This window comes from Nocardioides alpinus, from assembly GCF_900112035.1.
Lineage (GTDB): Bacteria > Actinomycetota > Actinomycetes > Propionibacteriales > Nocardioidaceae > Nocardioides > Nocardioides alpinus.
This window is the reverse complement of sequence record NZ_FOKC01000003.1, coordinates 299,742-316,355: the sequence shown is the minus strand read 5'-3', so window position 1 is coordinate 316,355 and position 16,614 is coordinate 299,742. Positions and strand designations below refer to the sequence as shown.

The following is a 16,614-nucleotide window of genomic DNA, read 5'->3' as shown; positions in this document are numbered from 1 at the left end:
TCCTCCAACGGATGCTCATGTCCTCAGGCGTGTCAGCCGGGAGTCCGCGCGGAGGAAGTCGTGGTCGGTGTAGGCGGCTGGTACGACCGTGCCGATGGGCGAAGTGAGGCGCTGGTTGCCGTAGACGTGCTGGATGCCAGGAGCCTGGGCCGCCGCGGCGTCAGTCAGGGTCCACCAGGCGTCGGGCGCGCATGGCTCGAGTCGGTTGACGTCTCCGCCGAAGACCACCGCGCCGTCGTACGACGCCAGCACGGTGGCCAGCTCCGCACACTGTGCGTCGTTGGCGGCCTGCGCGTCGGTGGTGCCGCGTGTGCTGAGGTGGGCCGAGCACGCGGTCACTCCCCGAACGGTGGTGGCGCAGATCCAGCCTCGTTCCTCGACCCCGGCCTGGGCGACGAAAGCCCGGTCTCCTGAATCGACGATGCGCTCCTTGGTCAGCACCGCGTTGCCGAACACGCCGCGTCCCTCGGGCTCGACACACAGCAGCTCGGCGCCGCGGTAGACGACCGGGGCGAACCGCAGGTGGTAGCCGGCTCGGCGGGCGATCTCGGCGGCGTCGCCGCTGCACGCCTCGTTGAGCGAGACCGCTTCGGCGTCCTGCTGCTGGATCGTCGTGACCGCCTCGTCGACGACGGCCGGGTAGGCGGTCTTCGCGTAGCAGCCGGCGAGGCCAGAGAGGCAGAGGTTCATCTGGAGCATCGTGTACGGCGCGCCGATGCCCGGTCGGGTGGAGCTGACAGGCACGGCCCCCGCTGTTGCCTCACCGCTCCGGGCACGGAGGAAGGCCTCGAGGCCGGCGAGGTCGTCGGTGTTGACGTGGTCGACGCCGGCGTCCAGGAGCTCGTCCCACACCGCGTCGCGCGCCGGGCCGGCTACGTCCGGCGTGGCCCAGAACCGGATGCGGTAGCCGGCTGCGTGGGCCCGGTCGACGATGTCATGGAGCTGGGTCCGCTCCGTCCCGGGCATCGGGCCGACGCCCTGCCAGGTGAAGAGCTTGGTCCAGTTGTCGCTGAGCAGCGGGAGGTCGGAGGCGGGCAGCCCCGACGCGAGGTCTCCGATGCGGCCGTCGTAGCCGGCGTACCGGGTGCGCTGGGCCTGCATGGCGGGCAGGTCGCGATTGCCGCTGATGACCGCGGTGACGGCGTCGTGCTTCACCGCGCCCTTGCTGAACCTCGTCATGATCCGGCGGTGCTCGGCGAGCGCGTCGTGCACGGCAGCGTACGTCGGACCGGCCGCGCTCTTGACGTCGATGAGCAGCTGGAAGACGTCGTCGTAGCCTCTGTACACCTGGCCGCCGTCGCGGCGCACGCGCTCGACCAGTGGGTCGAGGTAGAGCGACTCGAGCGTGCGGGACGGGTCGACGTCGGCGAGGTCGTGCGCGACGAGCAGCTCGCCGTCGACGAGCCAGACGTCGGCCTCGACGCTGGTGAAGCCGTGGGACAGGGCGTCGTGGAGTGGCCGGGCGTGCTCGTAGTCGTTGTGGGCGTGGGCCTGCGGCAGCGGCTGGACCGACGTCCGGCTTGGGGCGTCGTAGGCGCGCTCTGGAGGCAGGGCGGTGGCGGGGGTCGGCGCGAAGGCGATGAGGGGGACGGCGAGGAGCGGCGCGAGGGCCAGGCGGGGGATCCGAGACATGGCTCCACCCGACCCGCGGAATGCGAACTGCGGGTGTCCGGGCCACGCGCCTTGCGGCGAGGCTGGATGAACTCTGCGTGCTCCAGGACCAAGAACCTGTCCTGTCGTGGGGCCTTCCGCATGGGCGCTCCCTGCAGTCGGCTCGGATCCGGATCGCAGCTGAGTCGCGACGTCGCCATTGCCGCCGTTCGCGGGTTGTTGGAGTCTGGGTGCGTGAGCGAGTCCCCGTATCCGATGAGCACCGAGCGGTTGACCCTCCGCTTCCCGCGGGCGGAGGACGTGGGCGCGCTCACGGCCTGTCGCAACGACCCGGACGTGGCGGCGCTGCAGGACTGGGACCTGCCCTATCCAGAGCAGCGGGCGCGCGAGCTCGTCGCCGCGCACGAGGGGATCACGGACCTCGCGGCCGGGCGCGGGTGCCAGGTCATGATCGAGCGCGACGGACTGCCCGTCGGCGACCTGTACGTCGGGCTCCACGAGCACGGAGGGGTGGCCGAGATCGGCTTCACGCTCGCCCGGTCGGCGCAGGGGCAGGGCATCGGTCTCGAGGCGGCCAGCGCGGTGGTGGACGACCTCGTCGAGCGGATCGGGGTGCATCGGATCGCCGCCGAGCTCTCACCCGAGAACCTCTCCTCCGCACGGCTGCTCGAGCGGCTGGGCATGACCTTCGAGTCCCACACGCTCCGGTCCGTCCGGGTGCGCGGCGCATGGGACGACAGCCTCCAGTACGGCATGAGTGGCGACGAGTGGCGGTCGTGGCGTGACCGGGTCCGGACGCCTCCGGTCGACGTCCGGCTGGTCAAGATCACCGACGACACCTTCCGCCCCTGGACCTGGATGGACGTGCACCGCTCGCAGCAGCGGTTCGTGGCGACCGTCGAGGACTCGTTCGTCGATGCCCTGTTCCCCGGCACGCGCTACGGCGTGCCGCTCGTGCCACAGTTCCGCGGCATCGAGGCCGACGGCCAGCCTGTCGGCTTCATCATGTGGTCCGAGGTCGAGCCTCGGCCCTACCTCTGGCGCTTCCTCGTGGACCGGCGCCACCAGGGACGCGGCATCGGGCGCCGAGCCATGGACCTGTGGTCGCACGCCATGCGCGACCTCGGCCACACCGAGGCGGAGACGAGCTGGGTGCAGGCCAGGGGAGGACCGGAGGCGTTCTACCTCGCCCTCGGCTTCGTGCCGACCGGTGAGTACGACGACGGCGAGGCGCTCGCCCACCTGCGCCTCGGCTGAGTGACCGGGCACGGCGTCGTCGTACGCCGGTGTCCCTACAGTGGCCCGATGGCTCTCCTCACCTGCGACTTGTTCTCCGAGACCCTCCAGCGGGGCACCTCGATGACCGTGGTCCTGCCGCAGCCCACCACGGAGCAGATCGGGGTCAGCGGTGCTGTCCCGGACGGTCCGGCGCGGGTGCTCTACCTGCTGCACGGGCTCTCCGACGACCACACCGCGTGGCTGCGCTACACCTCGATCGAGAGGTACGCCGCCGCCCGCGGGTTCGCGGTCGTGATGCCGGCCGTGGACCGCTCCTTCTACGCCAACGAGGCGCACGGCCACGCCTATTGGGACTTCGTGTCCGAGGAGCTCCCGCAGGTCGTTCGCCGCTTCCTCAACGTGTCGCACGACCCCGCCGACACCTTCGTGGCCGGACTGTCGATGGGGGGCTACGGGGCGCTCAAGCACGCGGTCACCTTCCCGGAGCGCTTCGCCGGCGTGGCCTCCCTGTCCGGGGTCACCGACATCCTGCAGCTCGGCGCCCGGCTCGAGCGGTCGGAGATCGTGGAGCGGGTCTTCGACGGCACCTTCGGCCCCCAGGACGACCTGTTCGGGCTGCTCGAGGCGGTGGACCCCGCCACCGCGCCGCGGCTCTACATCGGGTGCGGGACGGGGGAGGACCGGCTGCTGCCGCCGAACGAGCGCTTCGCCGAGGTGGCGCGGGCGCGGGGACTCGACGTCACGACCGACTTCCGGCCCGGGGTGCACGAGTGGGGACTGTGGGACGCCCAGGTCCAGGACGTCCTCGACTGGATGCTGGGGTAGCCCCCGTGCGGGAGGCCTGCGCCACACCCCGTTGACGACTTGAGTAAACAAGTGTTCACTGGATCCCATGGCAGTGACCACCACCATCCCGTGGGACCGGGTCCGGCGAGCGGGCTCCAAGCTCACCACCCCGCTCCACCCCGATGACTACCTCAGGCTCGTCAACCCGCTGTGGACCTCGCGCGAGCTGCGCGGCCGGGTCGAGAAGGTCGTGCCCGAGACCGAGGACGCCGCGACGCTGGTCATCCGGCCGGGATGGGGCTGGCGATGGGACCACCGCCCGGGCCAGTACATCGGGATCGGCATCGCTGTCGACGGGAAGTACCAGTGGCGCTCCTACTCGGTCAGCTCGCCGACGAAGCAGGGCCGCACCATCGCCATCACGGTCCGGGCGATGCCCGAGGGCCTGCTGTCCTCGCACCTCGTCAACGGGCTCGAGCCCGGCACCATCGTCCGGCTGGCCGCGCCCGAGGGTGACTTCACGCTGCCCGATCCGCCTCCGGCGCGGATGCTCTTCCTGGTCGGCGGCAGCGGCATCACCCCGGTGATGTCGATGCTCCGCACGCTCGACAGGCGCGGCACGCTGGGCCCGGGAGGACCCGACGTGGTCCTGCACTACTCCTCGACGACCCCGGAGCGGATGATCTTCCGCGACGAGCTGGTCCGTCTCGAGGAGGCGCACGAGGGGTTCTCCCTCCACCAGCTGCACACCGACACCGACGGCATGCTCGACCTCGCCGACCTCGACGCGGTGTGCCCCGACTGGCGCCAGCGCGAGACCTGGGCGTGCGGTCCCTCACCGATGCTCGACGCGATCACCGCGCACTACGCGGAGGCCGGGCTCGAGGAGCAGCTCCACGTCGAGCGGTTCTCGCTGGAGCTCGGCGGTGGTGGGGGAGAGGGCGGCACGCTGACCTTCCGCAACTCCGGCAGGACCGTCGAGGTCGACGGCGCCACCACGCTCCTCGAGGCCGGCGAGCAGGCGGGCGTCGGGATGCCGTACGGCTGCCGCATGGGCATCTGCCACACCTGCACGGTCACGCTGGTCTCGGGATCGGTCCGTGACCTCCGCAACGGCGACGAGCTCGGACAACCGCACGAGCAGATCCAGACCTGCGTCACCGCCGCCGCAGGCGACTGCACGCTCGACATCTAGAGGTTGCGAGGCTCGCTGAGCTCGCACCTCAACCACCGAAAAGGAGCCTGGTCACATGGCCATCTCGGACGTCAAGGAATACACCCACCTCAGCGCGGAGGAGGTCGAGCAGCTCGGCCGCGAGCTCGACGCGATCCGCCAGGAGGTCGAGGAGTCGCGCGACGCCGGCGACGCCGCCTACATCAACCGGATCATCCGGGTCCAGCGCGGTCTGGCCGCCGGCGGTCGCGTCGCGATGCTGGCCAGCGCGTACTCGAAGCGTGCCGGAAGGCCAGCGCTGGTCGCCGGTGCCGCCATGCTTGGGATCGCCAAGATCCTGGAGAACATGGAGATCGGCCACAACGTGATGCACGGCCAGTGGGACTGGATGAACGACCCGGAGATCCACTCCAGCAACTGGGAGTGGGACACCGCGCAGCCGGCCGAGCAGTGGAAGCACTCGCACAACTACATCCACCACCAGTTCACCAACGTGCTCGGCCACGACAACGACATCGGCTACGGCATCCTGCGGATGGCGCGCGAGCAGAAGTGGCACCCGATGAACCTCGGGCAGCCCGTCTACAACGCGCTCCTCGCCAGCCTCTTCCAGTGGGGCGTCGCCCTGCACGACCTCGACATCGAGCGGATCCGCAAGGGCGAGAAGGACCCCCAGGAGATGAAGCGGCAGCTGCGCCAGATCCTCCGCAAGGGCCGCAACCAGGTGCTAAAGGACTACGTCGTCTACCCCGCGCTGTCGGGGCCAGCGTGGAGGTCGACGCTCAAGGCCAACATGAGCGCCAACGTCGCGCGCAACCTCTGGTCGTACGTCATCATCTTCTGCGGGCACTTCCCCGACGGTGCCCTCCACTTCACCGAGGAGGAGCTCGAGGACGAGACCCGCGCCGAGTGGTACCTCCGCCAGATGCTGGGCTCCGCCAACTTCGAGGGCGGCCGCACGCTGCACATCCTCAGCGGCAGCCTCGGCTACCAGATCGAGCACCACCTGTTCCCCGACCTGCCGAGCAACCGCTACCCCGAGATCGCGGTCAAGGTGCGGGCCCTGTGCGAGAAGTACGACATCCCCTACACGATCGGCCCGCTGCACCAGCAGTACGGCCAGGCGCTGCGCACGATCATCAAGCTGTCGGTCCCCAACGGCTGGACGAGCAGCGACCAGCCGGAGCCGCCTTCGCCGGTGCGGGACCGTCGGCGCCGGTCGGACGCCGAGCGGCCCTCGCGCCGCCCGGAGCTCGGCGGCTGGTCGCGCAGCCGTGAGCGGAGCGCCGGCTGATGGATGCTGCTCCCCGCACCTTTGACGAGCTTCCTGTCGACCCCGAGCTGCACGTGCCCGTGCCGTTCGCGGCCGGCACCGACGTGGGGTACGGCGATCGTGCGCCCGGAGCCGCCCTGTCGGTCCGCGACCTCGATGTGCGCCGCGTGACCCAGTGCGCGCTGAGCCGGATCTGCGGGGTGTGCGGGGCCGGCCTCGGCCGACCGCTGGCCTTCGTCGGGTCGCCGCGCGACGTGGACCGGCTGGCGTTCCGGTTCCCCGCGAGCCACGTCGACTGCGCCGAGGCGCTGCTGGCGTCGTACGCCGACGTGGTCGAGCCGGTGCTGGGTCAGGACTCGGTGCCGGGGGAGTGGGTGCTGGTCACCACCGCGAGCTTCGAGTTCGTGCGACCGTCCAAGGACGACCTCGACCGTCGGCCGTTCTTCCAGCCCAACGGTGTGCTCACGTCGGTCCGCTCGGCCTGAGCGTCCGGGCGAACAGGTCCTGCAGCTCGGTGAAGTGGCGCTCGGCTGCCGCCTCGTCGTACATCGACGTGTCGGACATGGTGTAGCCGTGCGGCGCTCCGGCGTACACCGCGGTCGTGGCGGTGACGCCGGACGAGCGGAGGGCGTCGTCGAAGGCGGCCACGGCCTCGGGTGACATCGACCCGTCGTTGTCGGCGTGGCCGGCGACGATCTCCGCGCGCACGCGGGGGACCACGAGGTGGGGGCTGTCGACCGCGTCGGTGACGATGCCGCCGCCGTGGAACATGCCGACCGCGGCGACGAGGTCGGGCAGCTGCCCCGCGGCTCGGAGGGCCAGGCGGGCGCCCATGCAGTAGCCGGTGACCCCGAGGGTGCGCGGGTCCACTCCCGGCTGGTCGGCGAGGGCGGCGACGTAGGCGGGCAGGTCGCGCGCCGCCTCCTCGCTCGTGTGGCTCGCGACGAGGGGCATGACAGTGGGGAAGAACTTCTCGCGCTCGCCGGGTAGCCGGAGGTCCGTCGTGGGAGCGATGTCGGCGACCGAGCCGTGCCGGTGGAAGACGTTGGGCGCCAGGACGACGTAGCCCCAGCCGGCGATCCGGTCGGCCATCTCCTCGATGCGGGGACGCACCCCGATGGCGTCCATGAAGAAGAGCACTCCGGGGACCGGTCCGTCCTGGGTGGTCGGCGAGGTGAGGTAGGCCTCGGCGATGCCGTCCGGGGTGGTGATCTCGATCAGCTGTCCACGTGTCATGAGGGCCAGTCTTCCCGGCGGGTGGTGGGGTCGGCCGTCAGGCCGGCAGTCGTTCGACCACGGCCGGAACCTCGGTCCCCGTACGCGCTCCGCTCCGCTCGGCCCCGATCCCGGCGGCGACGACGAGGGCGATGCCACCCACGGCGAGGCCGTTGGGCACCTGGCTCAGGGCGAGGAACCCGATGATCAGCGCGAAGGCAGGCTCCAGCGCCATCAGGGTCCCGAAGGCACCCGTGGTGAGCCGTCGCAGGGCGAGCAGCTCGAGGGCGAACGGCACGACGGGCAGCAGGATCGCCAGCCCGAGGCCGACCACCAGCAGCTCCGGCGTCATCTCGCCGAAGACGCCGGGACCGGCGACGACCGTCGCGACCAGGGCGGCCACCGGCATGGAGATGGCAAGCCCGCCGAGCCCGCTCACCGCATCGCCGACGCGCTGCGTGAGCAGGATGTACGCAGCCCAGCACACGGCGGCGCCGAGCGCGAAGGCCACCCCGACCGGGTCGGCGTCGCCGGTCCACGGCTGGGTGAGGAGCACGACCCCCACGGCGGCCAGCAACGCCCACGCACGTCCCGCGCCCCGGCTGCGGACCACCGCGATCGTCAGCGGGCCGAGGAACTCCAGCGCACTGGCGGTGCCGAGGGGGAGCCGGGCGACGGCGGCCATGAAGAGCACGGTCACCCCACCCGTGGCGACGCCGAGCGCCGTGCCGGCCCACAGCGCCTCGCGGCTGTAGTCACGCAGCCGCGGCCGCACGATCACCAGCAGCAGGATCCCGGCCCAGAACAGCCGCAGCCACGCGGCCCCGGTCGATCCGATGTCGTCGATCAGGCCGACGGACGCAGCCAGGCCGAGCTGGACGCAGAGCATCGAGGCGACGGCCATGGAGGCGCCGGTGCGGGCGGGGGAGAGGGACATGTTCTCAGTGAAGGACATCCGCATCGTTCGCGTCCACGTGACTTTGGTGGACATACCGTTCGCGAAGTCGACACAATAGGGCAATGGATGTGCGACGGCTCCGGATGCTGCTGGAGCTCTCGCGGCTCGGAGCGATGCACGAGGTGGCCGACGCGCTGTCCACGACGACGTCGAGCGTCTCGCAGGGGATCGCCGCACTGGCGCGGGACGTCGGGACGCCGCTCGTCGAGCCCGACGGGCGCCGGGTGCGCCTCACGCCGGCCGGTCGCCGGCTCGCCGACCACGCCGTCACGATCCTGGCCGCGGTGGAGTCGGCGCGGCTGGACCTGGACCCGAGCGCCGAGCCGGTCGGGGTGCTGCGGGTCGCCGGCTTCGCCTCGGCCATCCGGCGCTCGCTCCTGCCCGTCGTCGGCGACCTGCGCAGCGCGCACCCCGGCATCGAGGTGCGCATCCACGAGCACGAGCCGCTCGAGGCCTTCGACCTGCTGGCGCGCGACGAGGTCGACCTCGCGCTCGTCTACGACTACGACCTCGCGCCGGCGGACTGGCGCGACGACCACGAGGTGACGGCGCTGTGGGAGGTGGAGTGGGGAGTCGGCGTGCCGACGCGGGACCGCGGGCTGGTGCTGGCCGACCTCGCCGACCGGGACTGGATCGTCAACTCCCGCAACACCGCCGACGAGGACGCCCTGCGGACGCTGGCGTCGCGGGCGGGATTCGTGCCGCGGGTCGTGCACCGCATCGACTCCCTCGAGCTCCTCGACGACCTCGTGGTCGCGGGCCGGGGGGTCGGGCTGCTCCCGCGCGGGCGCACGTCGCGTCGCGGCGTGAGCGTCGTACGCCTGCGCGACCCGGAGGTGCGACTGCGCGCGTTCGCCGTGACCCGCCGTGGACGCGACGCGTGGGCGCCCCTGCGGGCGGTCGTCGGACGACTGGCGCGGGAGTGATCCTCAGCGCACCAGGCTGTTGCCGTGCACGGCGGCGAGCCGCGCCTTGACGCTGAGCAGCGTCTCGATGATGAGGTCCTCGCGCCCGTCGACCAGGCGGCTGATCGGCACCGCGACGCTGAGCGCGTCGACGGCCTGGTGGGTGAAGGGGAGCGCCACGCCGAAGCAGCGCACGCCCATGCACGACTCCTCGCTCTCGGTCGCGTAGCCCTGGTAGGCCGCCTGCTCGATGATCTCGAGCACGGCGTCCTTGTCGGTCGTCGTGTTGGGGGTGATCCGCGCGATGTGCTCGGGCACCATGTCGGCGCGCGCCTCGACGGGCATCTCGGCGAGGAGGGAGCGCCCCAGCGACGTGGCGTACGCCGGGAGCCGGCGACCGACGGCGGAGTGCATGCGCAGCGGGTGGATCGACTCGCGCTTGGCGGTGTAGATGACGTCGGAGCCGTCGAGGCGTCCGAGGTGGACGGTCTCCTCCGTGGCGGCGGCCACCTCGTCGAGCACCGACGTGGCGCGCGCGAGGACGGGGTCGCCGTCGAGGTAGGCCGAGCTGACGACGAGGGAGTGGATGCCGAGCTGGTAGACGCTGCCGGTCGGGTCGGTCTGCAGCCAGCCGCGGTCGACCATCGTGCGCAGCAGCGCGTGCAGGCTGCTCTTGGGGATGCTCAGCCGGGTCGACAGCTGGAGCTGGGTGCCCGGGCCGTGGGCCGCGATCTCGTCGAGCAGGTCGAGCGCGCGGGCGGCCGACTTGACCGGTCCGGCGGCAGTGCCGTTGGTCGCGGCACTGATGTCTGTCTGGAGCTGCATGCGTCTTCTCTTCTCCGTGGTGGAGCGAGACCCCCGCCTCGCTCGGCCATCGTAGCGCTAGTTCGCATACATGGACAGACGTTCAACCCCTTGACCAGTGACGGGAGTCACGTCTATGGTCCTCGTAGTTCACATCTACGAACGCAGTTCATAACACCAAGGGGTGCCGCGTGATGCAGGTCCGATATTCGACAGCTCCGACCAGTGCGGAGACTGCCACCACGGCCGACCTCCGCGAGAACTTCCTGGTCCAGGACCTCTTCGTCGCCGGCGAGGTGAACGCGACCTACACCCACGAGGACCGGATGGTCATCGGCGGCGCCGTGCCCGGCACGGGTCAGCTCGACCTGCCGGCCTGGACCGAGGTGCTCGGCACCGAGTCCCACCTCGAGGCACGTGAGCTCGGCGTCATCAACGTCGGCGGCGCCGGCCACGTGATCGTCGACGGTGAGAAGTTCGAGCTGCAGCACCTCGACGGACTCTTCGTCGGCCGGGGGAGCGACGTCGCCTTCGCCGGTGCCGAGGCCGCCTTCTACTTCGTCTCCGCCGGTGCCCACGCGACCTACCCCGCGCAGCAGCTGACCCACACCGAGGTGGAGCCGCTGGCCCTCGGGTCGGCCGACTCGGCCAACGAGCGCAGCCTCTTCCGCTACGCCTGGGGCCAGGACCTGCAGACCTCGGTCCTCCAGTTCGGTGTCACCGTGATCGCCAACGGCTCGGTGTGGAACACCTTCCCCCCGCACCTGCACGCGCGTCGCACCGAGGTCTACTGCTACGTCGACCTCGCCGAGGACGACCGGGTCTTCCACTTCATGGGCGAGCCCGGCTCCACCCGTCACCTCGTCGTCAAGAACCGTGAGGCCGTCATCTCCCCGCCGTGGTCCATCCACTCCGGCGCCGGCACCGGGGCGTACGCCTTCATCTGGGCGATGGCCGGCGAGAACAACTGCTACACCGACCTGAGCCCCGTGGCGGTGGAGGACCTGTGACCTCCCCGTTCGACCTGCAGGGCAAGTGCGCCGTGGTGACCGGAGCCGGTCGCGGGATCGGCCGCGCGGTCGCCCTCGGCCTGTCCCGCGCCGGCGCCGACGTCGTCCTGCTCGGTCGACCGGGTGCGCAGGACGCCACCCGCGACGCCGTCCGTGAGCTCGGCGGCACCGTGGACGTGATCGACCTCGACGTCAGCGACCTCGACGCCGTCGAGCGCGTCGGGTCCGACCTGACCGGGTCGCGCCAGGTGGACATCGTCGTCAACAACGCCGGCATCATCGACCGCGAGGACAGCGTCGCCGTCGGTCGCGACTCCTGGCAGCACGTGATGGACGTCAACCTCAACGGCATGTTCTTCCTCTGCCAGCAGCTCGGCCGACCCATGGTCGAGCGGGGCCACGGCAAGATCGTCAGCATCGCCAGCCTGCTGTCCTTCCAGGGCGGCGTCCGTGTCGTGTCCTACGCCGCCAGCAAGCACGGCGTCGCGGGCGTCACCAAGGCGCTCGCCAACGAGTGGGGACCCCACGGCGTCCAGGTCAACGCGATCGCGCCGGGCTACATCTCCACCGACAACACCACCGCCCTGCGCGAAGACCCCGACCGGTCACGCGCCATCCTCGAACGGATCCCGGCCGGACGCTGGGGCTCGGCCGACGACATCGCCGGTGCCGCTGTCTTCCTCAGCTCGTCCGCGGCCGACTACGTCAACGGCCACGTCCTGACCGTCGACGGCGGCTGGATGGCCCGATGACGGAGACCCGGAGACCCACCCCAGGACCCACCCAGAACCGCACACAGCAGCATCCGCACCAGCACCACCCACTCCTCGGGGCAGTACCTGACCCAGTCAGTCCCACCCGCCGATCACCGGCACTGAAAGAGAATGAGGATCGACCATGAAGTTCACCTCTCGTCCGACCGCAATCGTGCTCGGCCTGACCCTGGCCGCAGCCGCTCTCGCAGGCTGCAGTGAAGAGGCCGGCGGCAGCAGCAGCGGCGGCTCCGAGGCCGGTGCCTGTGCCCCTGAGGACGTCACCCTCGTCGGCCAGGTGCGCAACGAGTCCAACCCCTACGAGGCCGCGTGGCTCGATGGTGGCGACGCGTTCGCCGAGCAGGTCGGCCTCACGCAGGACCGCCTCACCTACGACGGCGACTCGACGCGCCAGCAGGAGCAGATCAGCCAGCTCCTCGCCGGCGACACCGAGTGCCTCGTCATGAACATCCTGCCCAACGGCGACTCCGACACCCCGCCGATCGTCGAGGGTGCGGAGGAGGCCGGCGCCTACCTCGTCACCCAGTGGAACAAGCCGGCCGACCTCAACGTCGCCGACTACGACCAGTGGCTGAGCCACATCACCTACAACGGTGTCGAGTCGGGCAAGCAGATCGGTGACGCGCTCGCCGAGGCCATCGGCGGCTCGGGCGGCATCGTCGCCCTGCAGGGCATCCTGGACACCGGCGCCGCCAAGGACCGCTTCGCCGGTCTCGAGGAGTCGCTGGCCGCCAACCCGGACGTCGAGCTGCTCGACGACCAGACCGCCAACTTCTCCCGTGACGAGGCGCTCGCGGTCACCAAGACGCTCCTCACCAAGCACGGGGACGACCTCAAGGGCATCTGGGCCGCCAACGACGACATGGCGCTCGGCGCGCTCGCAGCGCTCGAGCAGGCCGGTCGCACGGACGTGGCCGTGGTCGGCATCGACGCCGTCCCGGACGCACTGACCGCCATCGAGGACGGCACCATGACCGCGACCGTCTCGAGCGACGGCCCGTGGCAGGGCGGCATCGGCCTGGCCATCGGCTTCTGCGTGGCCACCGGTGAGCTCGCCGTCGAGGACATCGCCGACGAGGACCGCGCCTGGTTCGCCGAGCAGTTCCTGATCACCGGCGACAACGTCGGCGACTTCACCTCTCCCGAGGTCGACGCCGCTGACTTCGAGTGCGACAACGTCTTCAGCCGCTCGCAGGGCGCGATTTCGTGACCATGACATCCCCCGCCGGCGCCGACACAGAGGTCGTGCTCCCGCCACGCCCCCAGCCTCGGCGGGGGGTGTCGCTCAGGGACGCAGGTCCCCCGATCGCACTCGCAGTCATCTTCTTGCTCTTCGCGCTGATCAGTCCCGGATTCCGGACGATCGGCAACGTGCAGAACATCATGGACGCGGCGGCAGTCCTCGCCGTCGTGACCTGCGGCATCACCTTCGTGCTGATGATGGGGTCGATCGACCTCTCCGCCCCGGGCGTCATGGGGGCCGCCGCGATCGCGGTGTCCCTCCTGGTCGCCAACAACCGCAACGGCAACGACTGGGGACTTCTCGGGGTCCTGGTCGCGGTCCTCCTGGCTGCGGCACTCGGCTGCCTGAGCGGGCTCGCCCTGGTGCTGCTCAAGGTGCCGTCCTTCATGACCACCCTCGGCGTCTCCGCCGTGGGCCTCGGGGTGGCCACGCTCCTGTTCGGCGGGGTCCAGCCCAACATCTCCGACGAGATGCTGCGCGGATGGGCCATCGAGCGGTTCCTCGGTCTGGCCTACCTGACCTGGATCGCCTTCGGCTGCGTGCTCATCGGCTGGCTCATCCAGTGCTACTCGCGCCTGGGTCGCTACGCCTTCGCCATCGGCGGTGCCGAGGAGGTGCTCGCCCTGTCCGGGGTGAAGGTCGCCCCCTACAAGGTCGCCGTGTTCACCCTGGCCGGTGCGTTCTACGGCCTCGCCGGCGTGATGGTCACCAGCCAGCTCAGCGCCGGCCTCGTGCAGGCGGGCAAGGGCTACGACTTCGCGGCCATCACCGCCGCCGTCGTCGGCGGCACCCTGCTCACCGGCGGTCGCGGAGGCATCCTCCACTCCGCCGTCGGTGTCCTGCTGGTCACCGTGCTGACCAACGGCCTCGTCCAGGTCGGCGTCAGCCCCTACTGGCAGGGCGGTGTCCAGGGCCTCATCGTCGTCGCGGCCGTCGCGGCAGCAGTCATCCCCCAGCGTCGTAGGAACCAGGTGACGAAGTGACCACCCACCTCCAGTCGCAGCCCGACGCGCAGGCGTCGGCCCCGGTCCACGCCCTCGAGGTGCGTGGCCTGGTCAAGCACTACCCGGGCGTCAAGGCGCTCGACGGCGTCGACCTGGTCGTCCACCAGAACGAGGTGCTCGGCCTCGCCGGCGAGAACGGTGCCGGCAAGTCCACCCTCCTCAAGGCACTGGTCGGCCTGGTCCGTCCGGACGCCGGCGAGATCTGGGTGCGCGGCGAGAAGGTCCGCCTCCGCAGCGTCGTCGAGGCGGCCGACCACGGCATCGGCATGGTCTTCCAGGAGCAGTCGCTCGTCCCCAACCTGACGGCCGCCGAGAACATCGTGCTCGGCAGCGAGGGGGCCGGCGTACGCCGTGGTCTCTACCGCTGGGACACGATGCGCAAGCTCGCCCAGGAGCAGCTCGACAAGATCGGGTCGCAGATCGACCCGCTGGCGCGCACCGACACGCTGACCTTCGCCGAGCGCCAGATGGTGGAGATCGCCAAGGTCCTCCGGATCGAGGAGCGCACCTCCCACCCGCCCGTGATCATCCTCGACGAGCCCACCTCGGTGCTGGAGTCGGCGGAGATCGAGACCCTCTTCACCCAGGTGCGCCGGCTGCGCGAGTTCGCGTCCGTCATCTTCGTCTCGCACCGCCTCGACGAGGTGCTCGACGTCTGCGACCGCGTCCTCGTGCTCCGCGGCGGCCAGTCGGTGGGGGAGGTGTCCACCGCGAGCGCCGCTCCGGCCGAGCTGCACCGCATGATGATCGGCTCCACCGGGTCCGAGGACCACTACCACGACACCGCGGCCGAGCGGTCCGACCAGCCGCTCCAGCCCCGCCTCGTGGTCAAGGGCCTGTCCGGTGCCACCTTCCGTGACGTCGACCTCGACGTGCACGCCGGGGAGATCGTCGGCATCGTCGGCGTCCACGGGTCCGGTCGCGAGGACGTCTGCCGTGCGCTCTTCGGCGCCGAGCCGATCGAGGCGGGCGAGGTCACCCTCGACGGCGACAAGCTCGACCTGTCGGGCACCCGTGCGGCCTGCGCCGCCGGTGTCGGCTACGTCCCGGCCGAGCGCAAGATCGAGGGCATGGTCGGGCCGATGTCGGTCGCGGACAACATGACCCTCACCAAGCAGAAGTCGCGGTGCTCCGGCCCGCTCGTCATGCCGCAGAAGCAGGCGACCCTGGTGGACAAGTGGATCGAGCGCCTCTCGATCCGCACCCCGCACCGTGGCACCGCCATCCAGCGGCTCTCCGGCGGCAACCAGCAGAAGGTCGTGCTCGCGCGCTGGCTGGTGGCCGGCGACATCCGGCTGCTGCTCCTCGACCACCCCACCCGCGGCCTGGACATCGGCGCCCGCTCCGAGGTCTACCGGCTCATGCGCGAGCTCGCCAACAGCGGTGTCGCGACCGTGCTGCTCGCCGACAGCCTCGAGGAGGCCATCGGCATGTCCGACCGGATCATCGTGATGAGCGACGGCCGGGCGACCGCGGAGGTCGGCTGCCCCTCGGGCGCCAAGCCGACCCCCCTCGACCTCGTGAAGGAAATGGTCTAAGTCGTGAGCACTCCCGTCCTCGCCACCCCCGACGTCGGCCCGACCGGCGACACCGCCCCCGTCAAGGGCGGTCCGACCCTGGGCCAGCGGCTGACATCCTTCATGCCGGTCATCGCGCTCGTCGTGCTGCTGGCCGCCCTGACCATCGCCGACCCCGACTTCCTGACCCAGCGCAGCCTCACGGCCGCGGTGCGTACGTCGGCACCGCTGGCGGTGCTCGCGGCAGGCGCCACGCTGGTGGTGCTGTGCGGCGGCATCGACCTCTCCATCGCCGCCCTGTGCTCGCTGACCACGGTCCTGTTCGCGATGTGGCTGCCGGACCTCGGGGGGCTCACCACGCTCGCCGCGATCGGTGTGGCGGCGGCGATCGGTGCGGTGCAGGGCCTGGCCCACGTGGTGCTGAGGATCCCGTCCTTCATCGTGACCCTCGGCGGGATGAGCATCTTCTCGGCCGTCGCGCTGGTGATCTCCGACGCCGGACCGATCCGCATCGTCGACCGCGACGCCACCAAGTGGCTCACCCTCTACGTCGGCGGCGTGGTCCCGATGTCGTTCTTCGTCGCCGTGCTCGTGGTCGCCGCCATCTCGCTGGTCCTCAAGCTCACCCCGCTGGAGAGCTTCGTCCGGGCCACCGGCTACTCCGAGTCGGCGGCTCGCCTGGCCGGCACGCCGGTCGACCTGGTCAAGGTGGCGGCGTTCACGGTGTCCGGCGCGTGCGCCGGCCTGGCCGCGATCATGCTGGTCTCCCGCAACTTCAGCGGCAGCCCGACCATGGCCGACAACCTCCTGCTCCCGGCCGTCGCGGCCATCGTGGTCGGCGGCACGGCCATCACCGGCGGCCACGGCAGCCTCTGGCGCTCGCTCGTCGGCGCCCTCGTCATCACCCTGCTCCGCGTCGGGCTCCCGATCGTCGGTGTCCCGTCGGCCTACGAGCAGATCCTCTACGGCGCGATCATCGTCGCCGCCGTCGCGCTCACCCTCGACCGATCCAAGGTGCTGATCATCAAGTAGCCGTCCACTCGTCTCCCTCTCGCGCACCACTGTCTCCCGTACGACTTCCTCCCCGCACCACCACGACTCC

General features: G+C 70.9%; 16 protein-coding genes. 12 read left to right on the top strand and 4 right to left on the bottom strand.

Annotated features, from left to right (window positions below; all coding sequences use genetic code 11):
- Positions 1–15: 15 nt before the first annotated feature.
- Positions 16–1,632, bottom strand: a complete 1,617-nt coding sequence (locus BM127_RS22530; RefSeq protein WP_091197682.1) for a phosphatidylinositol-specific phospholipase C/glycerophosphodiester phosphodiesterase family protein — start codon at positions 1,630–1,632, stop codon at positions 16–18.
- 213 nt (positions 1,633–1,845) lie between these two features.
- Between BM127_RS22530 and BM127_RS09250 the strand changes: the two genes are divergently transcribed.
- The 5 genes from BM127_RS09250 (at position 1,846) to BM127_RS09230 (ending at position 6,568) form a co-directional block, all read left to right on the top strand.
- Positions 1,846–2,868, top strand: coding sequence for a GNAT family N-acetyltransferase (locus BM127_RS09250; protein WP_175507363.1), 1,023 nt, complete (start codon positions 1,846–1,848; stop codon positions 2,866–2,868).
- A 48-nt stretch (positions 2,869–2,916) separates the two neighbouring features.
- Positions 2,917–3,675 (top strand): alpha/beta hydrolase, encoded by a 759-nt coding sequence (locus tag BM127_RS09245; RefSeq protein WP_091197994.1) that lies wholly within the window; start codon positions 2,917–2,919, stop codon positions 3,673–3,675.
- Positions 3,676–3,742: 67 nt separating this feature from the next.
- Positions 3,743–4,831 (top strand): ferredoxin reductase, encoded by a 1,089-nt coding sequence (locus tag BM127_RS09240; RefSeq protein ID WP_091197677.1) that lies wholly within the window; start codon positions 3,743–3,745, stop codon positions 4,829–4,831.
- Between the two features lie 55 nt (positions 4,832–4,886).
- Positions 4,887–6,104 carry a fatty acid desaturase family protein gene (locus BM127_RS09235; protein ID WP_091197675.1) on the top strand — a complete coding sequence of 406 codons (1,218 nt, stop codon included), beginning with the start codon at positions 4,887–4,889 and terminating at the stop codon, positions 6,102–6,104.
- The gene (locus tag BM127_RS09230; RefSeq protein WP_091197673.1) at positions 6,104–6,568 is read left to right on the top strand and encodes a hypothetical protein; all 465 of its coding nucleotides are present in this window, start codon (positions 6,104–6,106) and stop codon (positions 6,566–6,568) included. The genes BM127_RS09235 and BM127_RS09230 overlap by 1 nt, the downstream gene beginning before the upstream one ends.
- Here BM127_RS09230 and BM127_RS09225 read toward each other — a convergent pair.
- Complete coding sequence (locus BM127_RS09225; protein ID WP_091197670.1) at positions 6,546–7,319, bottom strand: dienelactone hydrolase family protein; 774 nt, start codon at positions 7,317–7,319, stop codon at positions 6,546–6,548. The two genes, BM127_RS09230 and BM127_RS09225, sit on opposite strands and share 23 nt — an antisense overlap.
- Positions 7,320–7,356: 37 nt before the next feature.
- Positions 7,357–8,235, bottom strand: coding sequence for an EamA family transporter (locus BM127_RS09220; protein WP_091197992.1), 879 nt, complete (start codon positions 8,233–8,235; stop codon positions 7,357–7,359).
- Between the two features lie 83 nt (positions 8,236–8,318).
- Here BM127_RS09220 and BM127_RS09215 point away from each other — a divergent pair, with 83 nt between their 5' ends.
- Positions 8,319–9,182, top strand: a complete 864-nt coding sequence (locus tag BM127_RS09215; RefSeq protein WP_091197668.1) for a LysR family transcriptional regulator — start codon at positions 8,319–8,321, stop codon at positions 9,180–9,182.
- Positions 9,183–9,185: 3 nt separating this feature from the next.
- Here BM127_RS09215 and BM127_RS09210 read toward each other — a convergent pair whose 3' ends face one another.
- The gene (locus BM127_RS09210; protein ID WP_091197666.1) at positions 9,186–9,986 is read right to left on the bottom strand and encodes an IclR family transcriptional regulator; all 801 of its coding nucleotides are present in this window, start codon (positions 9,984–9,986) and stop codon (positions 9,186–9,188) included.
- Between the two features lie 173 nt (positions 9,987–10,159).
- Between BM127_RS09210 and kduI the strand changes: the two genes are divergently transcribed.
- From kduI to BM127_RS09180, 6 genes are all read left to right on the top strand, one after another.
- A complete protein-coding gene (gene kduI, locus BM127_RS09205; protein WP_175507367.1) occupies positions 10,160–10,975 on the top strand; it encodes a 5-dehydro-4-deoxy-D-glucuronate isomerase in 816 nt (271 codons plus the stop codon).
- The gene (gene kduD, locus BM127_RS09200; protein ID WP_091197660.1) at positions 10,972–11,727 is read left to right on the top strand and encodes a 2-dehydro-3-deoxy-D-gluconate 5-dehydrogenase KduD; all 756 of its coding nucleotides are present in this window, start codon (positions 10,972–10,974) and stop codon (positions 11,725–11,727) included. The genes kduI and kduD overlap by 4 nt, the downstream gene beginning before the upstream one ends.
- Before the next feature lie 145 nt (positions 11,728–11,872).
- Positions 11,873–12,958 carry a sugar ABC transporter substrate-binding protein gene (locus BM127_RS09195; protein ID WP_091197658.1) on the top strand — a complete coding sequence of 362 codons (1,086 nt, stop codon included), beginning with the start codon at positions 11,873–11,875 and terminating at the stop codon, positions 12,956–12,958.
- Positions 12,959–13,026: 68 nt separating this feature from the next.
- Complete coding sequence (locus tag BM127_RS09190) at positions 13,027–13,974, top strand: ABC transporter permease (RefSeq protein WP_091197655.1); 948 nt, start codon at positions 13,027–13,029, stop codon at positions 13,972–13,974.
- A complete protein-coding gene (locus BM127_RS09185) occupies positions 13,971–15,533 on the top strand; it encodes a sugar ABC transporter ATP-binding protein (protein ID WP_091197652.1) in 1,563 nt (520 codons plus the stop codon). The genes BM127_RS09190 and BM127_RS09185 overlap by 4 nt, the downstream gene beginning before the upstream one ends.
- A gap of 3 nt (positions 15,534–15,536) precedes the next feature.
- Entirely contained in the window at positions 15,537–16,544 is a 1,008-nt protein-coding gene (locus tag BM127_RS09180) for an ABC transporter permease (RefSeq protein WP_231263347.1), read from the top strand.
- Positions 16,545–16,614 lie beyond the last annotated feature (70 nt).